Consider the following 6,211-nt stretch of genomic DNA (forward strand, 5'->3'; position numbering starts at 1 on the left):
CGCGGGGACGGCGGACAAGCCGATCGAGCCTCGGCAGATGAGCGCCTCCGCGAACAGGTCCGAGCTGCACGGCGAGACGACTGCGTCGGACTTCGGCATCGCCTGGGTCACCGAATCGATCGACGATTCGCTAAGCGAGCAGGACACGTACCGGGTCGTAGCCAAGCAGGCGACCAAGAAGATCGCTTTCGCCGTTACCCCCTCGGGCGAGTTCGCCGATTGCGCCAAGATCGAGGTGCACGTGAAGCCGGACAGCGGCACCGCGGGCGTCGCCAAGACGTTCGAGGTGACGAGGCCCTCCAAGGATGCGCCCTTCAACTTCACGTCCGAGATCTTCAACCTGGGCGACCAGACGGGCGACAATACCTACAACGCCGACTTCCTCGTGGCGATCGTGCCTTCCGAGGGCGGCTTCGACGAGCCGGCCCCGGATGCCGCCTCCGGCATCGACACGGGCGCGAAGTCGCCCAAGACCGGCCTTGCCACCGGGGCCGTCGCCGCGGGCTCCGTTTTGCTGCTGGCCGCTGCAGGCGGCGTCGCCGTCGCCCTGCGCAGGAAGCTTGACGCGTAGCGCGCAGCCAAGCGATCGCAGCCGCCTGCACCATGCAGGCGGCTGCGCCGTTCTTTCGGGAAAGAGGCACCCTTTTCCCGATTTCTGCATAAAAGGGGTTACCAAACTGTTTCAAACCGCCTATACTGCCCCCAGTCCTTTAAAAGCGGTACAGAGAGACCGACAAGGTAACACCCAGCAAGCGCTCACCTGAACAAGAGCGCGCGCACGATGTGAGCCTTTGTCTGTCGCGGAGGCTTTTTTCATGCCCGGCGACGGACGCCCGCGAGGCGGGGGAGCGCGAAGGCGCGAGCCGGCAAGGCGGGACAGGGTCGCCTGTACCATCCCGAACGGAAGGGGTGGGTGCATGACCGAAACAGGCACGGTCAAGACCGTCTGCATGGATGCGGACGAGATCGAGCGGTCGTTGACGCGCATAGCGCATCAGATCCTCGAGGCGAACAAGGGCGCGGGCAACATTGCGCTCGTCGGCATCGTGACGCGGGGCGATCTGCTCGCCAAGCGCCTGGCCGAGAAGATCGAGGCCATCGAGGGCACGAAGGTGCCGCTCGGCAAGCTCGACATCAGCTTCTACCGCGACGACTTCGCGACGCACTTCGCCCCCGAGGTGCACTCCACCGACATCTTCTTCGACCTCGACGGCAAGGACGTCGTGCTCGTGGACGACGTGCTGTACACCGGCCGCACCATCCGCGCCGCGCTCGACGCGCTCATGGACATCGGCCGCCCCCGGACGGTGCAGCTGGCCGTGCTGGTGGACCGCGGGCACCGCGAGCTGCCCATCCGCGCCGACTTCGTGGGCAAGAACGTGCCGTCGGCCTCCGGCGAGAACGTGCGCCTCTTCCTGGAGGAGACGGACGGCAAGTCCGAGGTCGAGATTCTGGAAATCGCACCGGGTTCCCGCGCGGGCTCGGCGCCGCTGGGAGGTGAATAGGGCATGGCCTTCAACCACAAGCACCTGATCGATATCACGGAGTACTCCGCCGACGACATCATGACCGTCCTGGAGACCGCCGTCCGCTTCAAGGAGGTCAACGAGCGCCGCATCAAGCAGGTGCCCACCTTGAAGGGCGTCACCGTGGTCAACATGTTCAACGAGCCGTCCACGCGCACGCGCTCCTCGTTCGAGATCGCCGAGAAGCGCCTCTCCGCCAACAGCCTGAACTTCGGCGGCAGCTCCACCTCCACGGTGAAGGGCGAGAGCCTGGTGGACACGGTGGAGACGCTCTGCGCCTACAAGATCGACATGATCATCGTCCGCGACAAGCACGCCGGCGTGCCGCGCAAGATCGCCGACGTCTCCGGCGCGCACGTCATCGACGCGGGCGACGGCAAGCACCAGCACCCCACGCAGGCGCTGCTCGACCTGTACTCCATCTGGGAGGTCAAGGGCGACCTCGCGGGCCTCAAGGTGGGCGTCGTGGGCGACATCGGCCACTCCCGCGTGTGCGGCTCGCTCATCCCCGCGCTCAAGATCATGGGCTGCGAGGTCACGGTCATCGCACCGCCCACGCTCCTGCCGGCGCGCCCCGACGTCCTCGGCGCGGACCACGTGACCACGAAGCTCGACGAGGCGCTGCCCGAGCTCGACGTGGTGTACATGCTGCGCATCCAGCGCGAGCGCCTCGAGGGCGCGCCGTACCCGAGCTTGCGCGAGTACAATATGCTCTACGGCCTCACGAAGGAGCGCGAGCCCCTCATGAAGCCCGACGCCCTCATCTGCCACCCCGGTCCCATCAACCGCGGCGTGGAGCTCGACAGCTACATGGCCGACCACCCGAAGCGCTCGGTCATTCTCGATCAAGTCTACGCCGGCATCCTCACGCGCATGGCGGAAATGTATCTTCTTTTGGGAGGGAGCGAAGATGGCCTTACTGCTTAAGAACGCCCACGTGATCGACCCGCAGGTCGGTCTGAACGAAACGGCCGACATCCTCGTGCGCGACGGGAAGATCGTCGAGATCGGCCAGAACCTGACCATGGAGAAGGGCGTCGAGCGCGACCTGGCGGGCAAGATCGTCGTGCCCGGCCTCGTGGACATGCACGTGCACCTGCGCGAGCCCGGCTACGAGCAGAAGGAAGACATCGCCTCCGGCACGCGCGCCGCGGCCCACGGCGGCTTCACGGCGGTGTGCTGCATGCCCAACACGAAGCCCATCATCGACAGCGCCGTCGGGGTGGAGTACGTGAAGTCCCGCGCGGCGGCGGTCGACAAGTGCCGCGTGCACGTGGCCGGCTCCTGCTCGCAGGGCCTGGCGGGCGAGACCCTCTCCGAGATGGGCGACATGGTGGCCCACGGCGCCGTCGCCTTCACCGACGACGGCCGCGGCGTGCAGGGCGCGGGCATGATGCGCCGCGTCATGGACTACGCCGCCCAGTTCGACCGCGTGGTGATGAGCCACTGCCAGGACGAGGACCTCGTGGGCGCCGGCCAGGTGAACGAGGGCGTCGCATCCACGCGCCTGGGGATGCTCGGCTGGCCGGCCGAGGGCGAGGAGATCCAGATCGCCCGCGACATCGCCATCTGCCGCCTCACCGGCTGCCCGCTGCACGTCCAGCACCTCTCCACCGCGCGCGGCCTGGAGCTCGTGCGCGCCGCGAAGGCCGAGGGCCTGCCCGTCACCTGCGAGGTCACGCCGCACCACCTGTTCCTCACCGAGGACGCCATCGGCGACGACTACAACACCTTCCTCAAGGTGAACCCGCCGCTGCGCACGGCCGAGGACGCCGCCGCGCTTATCGAGGGCGTCGTGGACGGCGCGGTGGACGCCATCGTCACCGACCATGCGCCGCACACCGAGTACGAGAAGAACTGCGAGTTCGAGCTGGCGCCCTTCGGCATGACCGGCTTGGAGACGGCGCTCGCGCTCGTCATCACCAACCTGGTGGCGCCCGGCAAGATCACCTGGGAGCGCGCCGTGGAGCTCATGGCCGTGCGCCCGCGCGCCATCCTGCGCGTCGAGCGCGTGGCTCTCGAGCCGGGCGCCGTGGCCGACCTCACGGTCGTCGACCCGGAGGCTGCCTGGACGGTGGAGGCCGACGGCTTCCTCTCGAAGGCGACGAACTCGGGCTTCATCGGCGCCGAGCTCACCGGCCGCGCCACCGACGTCTACGTGGCCGGCTACGCCACCCTCGAGGACGGCGCCATCGTCGAGTAGGCGCGTGCGCGCGCAACTATGCGCTGCCTGTCTGCACTGCGAGCGGGGAGTTGGGCGATCGCCCAACTCCCCGCTTCATTATGGTTTCGCACCAGGTGCTTCTCGCGGATTGGGTGCCGGTTGGGGATGGGCGGTTCGGTTAGCTGTCTATCAGGTAGGGAATGGTGACCATGGCGACATTTCGGCGTCCTACCAGGGCTGATTCAAGCATGAGCGTCGTCTGGTTGTGCAGGGGCATCTGCCATATTTTCGTCACGAGCTGGGGTATCACGATGGTAAGGGTCTCGTGTTTTTCCAGCTCGCCCAACTTCTCGTCGATGTGGTCGAGGAGCACTTCGTTCACGTTACGGTAGGGTGCCTTCTCTATAACCAGGGGAATGGAGATCTCCAGTTTCTGATAGTCGGCTTTGAACCGCCTTGTAGCCTGGGCGCTCACTTTTACATGGTAGACCTCGATGTTGTCGCTCAGCCCGCGCGCGTAGTTGAGGGTCTTTATGAACGGCTTGTTGATGGCGTAGGCGGGTATGATGATGCGTGCCTTCGGAGCCTCGGCTAAGAGCAACCGCTTAGCTCTTTCGTTGTCGTTGAGGCCGAGCGCTTTCTTCACGTTTTGATAGTGGTGGAAGATTGCGTTCATTGCCCACGCAGCGCAGCCTATAGCAAGCAAGGATATCCAGGCGCCGGCCAAGAAGTTCGATGACACGATGATCGCGAATACGAGGGCAGTTACCGCGGCGCCTGCACCGTTGATGAGCGCCTTGCGCATCCACGATCTACAGCGCTTGCGTCGCCAGTGAATTACCATGCCTCCTTGCGCAAGGGTGAACGAGAGGAAAACGCCTGCTGCGTACAGGGGTATGAGCAGGTGGGTGTCGCCGTTGAAGGCGACAACGAGCACGATGGCGAACGTCGAGGCGAACACGATGCCGTGTGAGTAAACGAGGCGGGATCCTTTGTCCGCGAAGCGCTTGGGGAGGAAGCTATCCTGTGCCAAGAGTGACATGAGCTGGGGCAATCCGTTATAGGCGGTGTTGGCGGCAAGCAGGAGGATGAGCGCGGTGGTTGTTTGGATAAGATAGAAGCCAATACTGTCGCTGCCAAATACCCCCGCTGCAATCTGGGCTATCACGGTCAGGTTGTCGGCAGGCGCGGCGTGGTAGAGCATCGCGAGGGCGCACGAGCCCCCGAAAATGCACAGGACTATCAGGCCGAGCGCGACGAGGGTCACCTTTGCGTTGCGGCGCGAGGGGTCGGAGAAGTTCGGCACGCTGTTGCTGATGGCTTCCACGCCGGTCAGTGCGGAGCATCCTGATGAGAAGGCGTGCAGGAACAAGAAGAGGGTTAGATCTCCGGTTGTTTGAGAGAGCTGGGCTGCCTGCTCGGCGGGCTCGACCTGGCCGAGCGCGGCCTTGACCGCGCCAATGGCGATCATCGCGAGCATCGACGCCACGAAGAAGTAGGTCGGCAGGCCGAACGCTTTGGACGATTCGCGCAATCCCCGCAGGTTCCCCACGGTGAGAAGCAAGATAAACAGGACGATCAGGGGCACCCTGAGGGGTTCGACCTGCGGGATGGCCGAGACTATGGCGGCGGCCCCTGAGCACGAGCTTACGGCGATGGTCAGCATGTAGCCTATGATCAGCCCCGATGCGGCAATAAGGGAGGGGATGCGCCCGAGGTTCTCCCGGGCAACGCTGTAGGCGCCTCCCCCTTGCGGGTAGGCGTCGATGACCTGTCGGTAGCAGAGTATGAGCATGAACAGGAGCCCGATGATAACCCCTGCCACACCGAGCATGGGTGTATAGGCCGCCATGCCCAGCACGGGCACGAGCACAAGAAGAATTTCCTCGGTGGCGTAGGCGACAGAGGAGATGGCATCGCTTGACAAGACGGGCAGACCCCATAAAACTCCGTATCTCTGGGCCTGGAGCTCGGAGCTTCGTAGCGGCTTGCCTATCAGGCGGTACTTCAGCGCGTTAGCGTTCATCTTCGTCCCTGTTGAAAGGCTTCTCAACTCGGCGCTGGCGATGTCGAATCAAGAGCGGATGCTCCCATATCGGAATCAATGAAGGGTTTACTCCTCCTTATTCGGAAGGTCAAGAGAAAAGCGGTTGACGCACTGAAAACCAAGTCTACGGTCTTTTAATCGCAATTTTCCCTTGTCGGGCGAAGGGTCCGACAAGTGTTCCGGGTGCAAAGGCCAAGGCGCTCAACCCAGAACGGCATTCTACGCCTCCTCGCCGCCCGCCCCGGAGCCCTTGCGCGCGAGGTCGATGAGCTCCTGCTGCGAGTGCACGCCGCACTTGGAGAAGATGCTGCGCACGTGCGAGCTCACCGTGTTGATGGACACGGTGAGCTCGTCGCGGATGTAGGGGCGGCTGCGCCCGGCCAGGAGCAGCGCCGCCACGTCCGTCTCGCGGCTTGTCAGGTCGAAGGACGCCTGGAGCGCGCGGGCCTCCTGCTCGAACAGGGCATCCAGGTT

6 protein-coding genes are annotated in these 6,211 nt (G+C 64.6%); 4 read left to right on the plus strand and 2 right to left on the minus strand.

The genetic code is table 11. From position 1 onward, the window contains the following. The 4 genes from GPA_RS15285 to GPA_RS15300 form a co-directional block, all read left to right on the plus strand. The coding region (locus tag GPA_RS15285; RefSeq protein ID WP_231847675.1) for a hypothetical protein at positions 1-571 on the plus strand (571 nt) is incomplete at its 5' end. A 346-nt stretch (positions 572-917) separates the two neighbouring features. After that, positions 918-1,505 carry a bifunctional pyr operon transcriptional regulator/uracil phosphoribosyltransferase PyrR gene (pyrR, locus tag GPA_RS15290; RefSeq protein WP_015540426.1) on the plus strand — a complete coding sequence of 196 codons (588 nt, stop codon included), beginning with the start codon at positions 918-920 and terminating at the stop codon, positions 1,503-1,505. Between the two features lie 3 nt (positions 1,506-1,508). Then, positions 1,509-2,453 carry an aspartate carbamoyltransferase catalytic subunit gene (locus GPA_RS15295; protein ID WP_015540427.1) on the plus strand — a complete coding sequence of 315 codons (945 nt, stop codon included), beginning with the start codon at positions 1,509-1,511 and terminating at the stop codon, positions 2,451-2,453. After that, positions 2,437-3,729 carry a dihydroorotase gene (locus GPA_RS15300; protein ID WP_041239765.1) on the plus strand — a complete coding sequence of 431 codons (1,293 nt, stop codon included), beginning with the start codon at positions 2,437-2,439 and terminating at the stop codon, positions 3,727-3,729. Before GPA_RS15295 ends, GPA_RS15300 begins: the two co-directional genes overlap by 17 nt. A 139-nt stretch (positions 3,730-3,868) precedes the next feature. Here GPA_RS15300 and GPA_RS15305 read toward each other — a convergent pair whose 3' ends face one another. Next, positions 3,869-5,716 carry an APC family permease gene (locus GPA_RS15305; protein WP_015540428.1) on the minus strand — a complete coding sequence of 616 codons (1,848 nt, stop codon included), beginning with the start codon at positions 5,714-5,716 and terminating at the stop codon, positions 3,869-3,871. A gap of 240 nt (positions 5,717-5,956) precedes the next feature. Beyond that, positions 5,957-6,211 (minus strand): response regulator transcription factor (locus tag GPA_RS15310; protein ID WP_041239766.1); only part of this gene is annotated, 255 nt, incomplete at its 5' end.

Source organism: Gordonibacter pamelaeae 7-10-1-b (assembly GCF_000210055.1).
Lineage (GTDB): Bacteria > Actinomycetota > Coriobacteriia > Coriobacteriales > Eggerthellaceae > Gordonibacter > Gordonibacter pamelaeae.

Coding starts and splice junctions, on each gene's coding strand:
- pyrR (WP_015540426.1), top strand. CDS start 918: ATGACCGAAACAGGCACGGTCAAGACCGTCTGCATGGATGCGGACGAG.
- GPA_RS15305 (WP_015540428.1), bottom strand. CDS start 5,716: ATGAACGCTAACGCGCTGAAGTACCGCCTGATAGGCAAGCCGCTACGA.
- GPA_RS15300 (WP_041239765.1), top strand. CDS start 2,437: ATGGCCTTACTGCTTAAGAACGCCCACGTGATCGACCCGCAGGTCGGT.
- GPA_RS15295 (WP_015540427.1), top strand. CDS start 1,509: ATGGCCTTCAACCACAAGCACCTGATCGATATCACGGAGTACTCCGCC.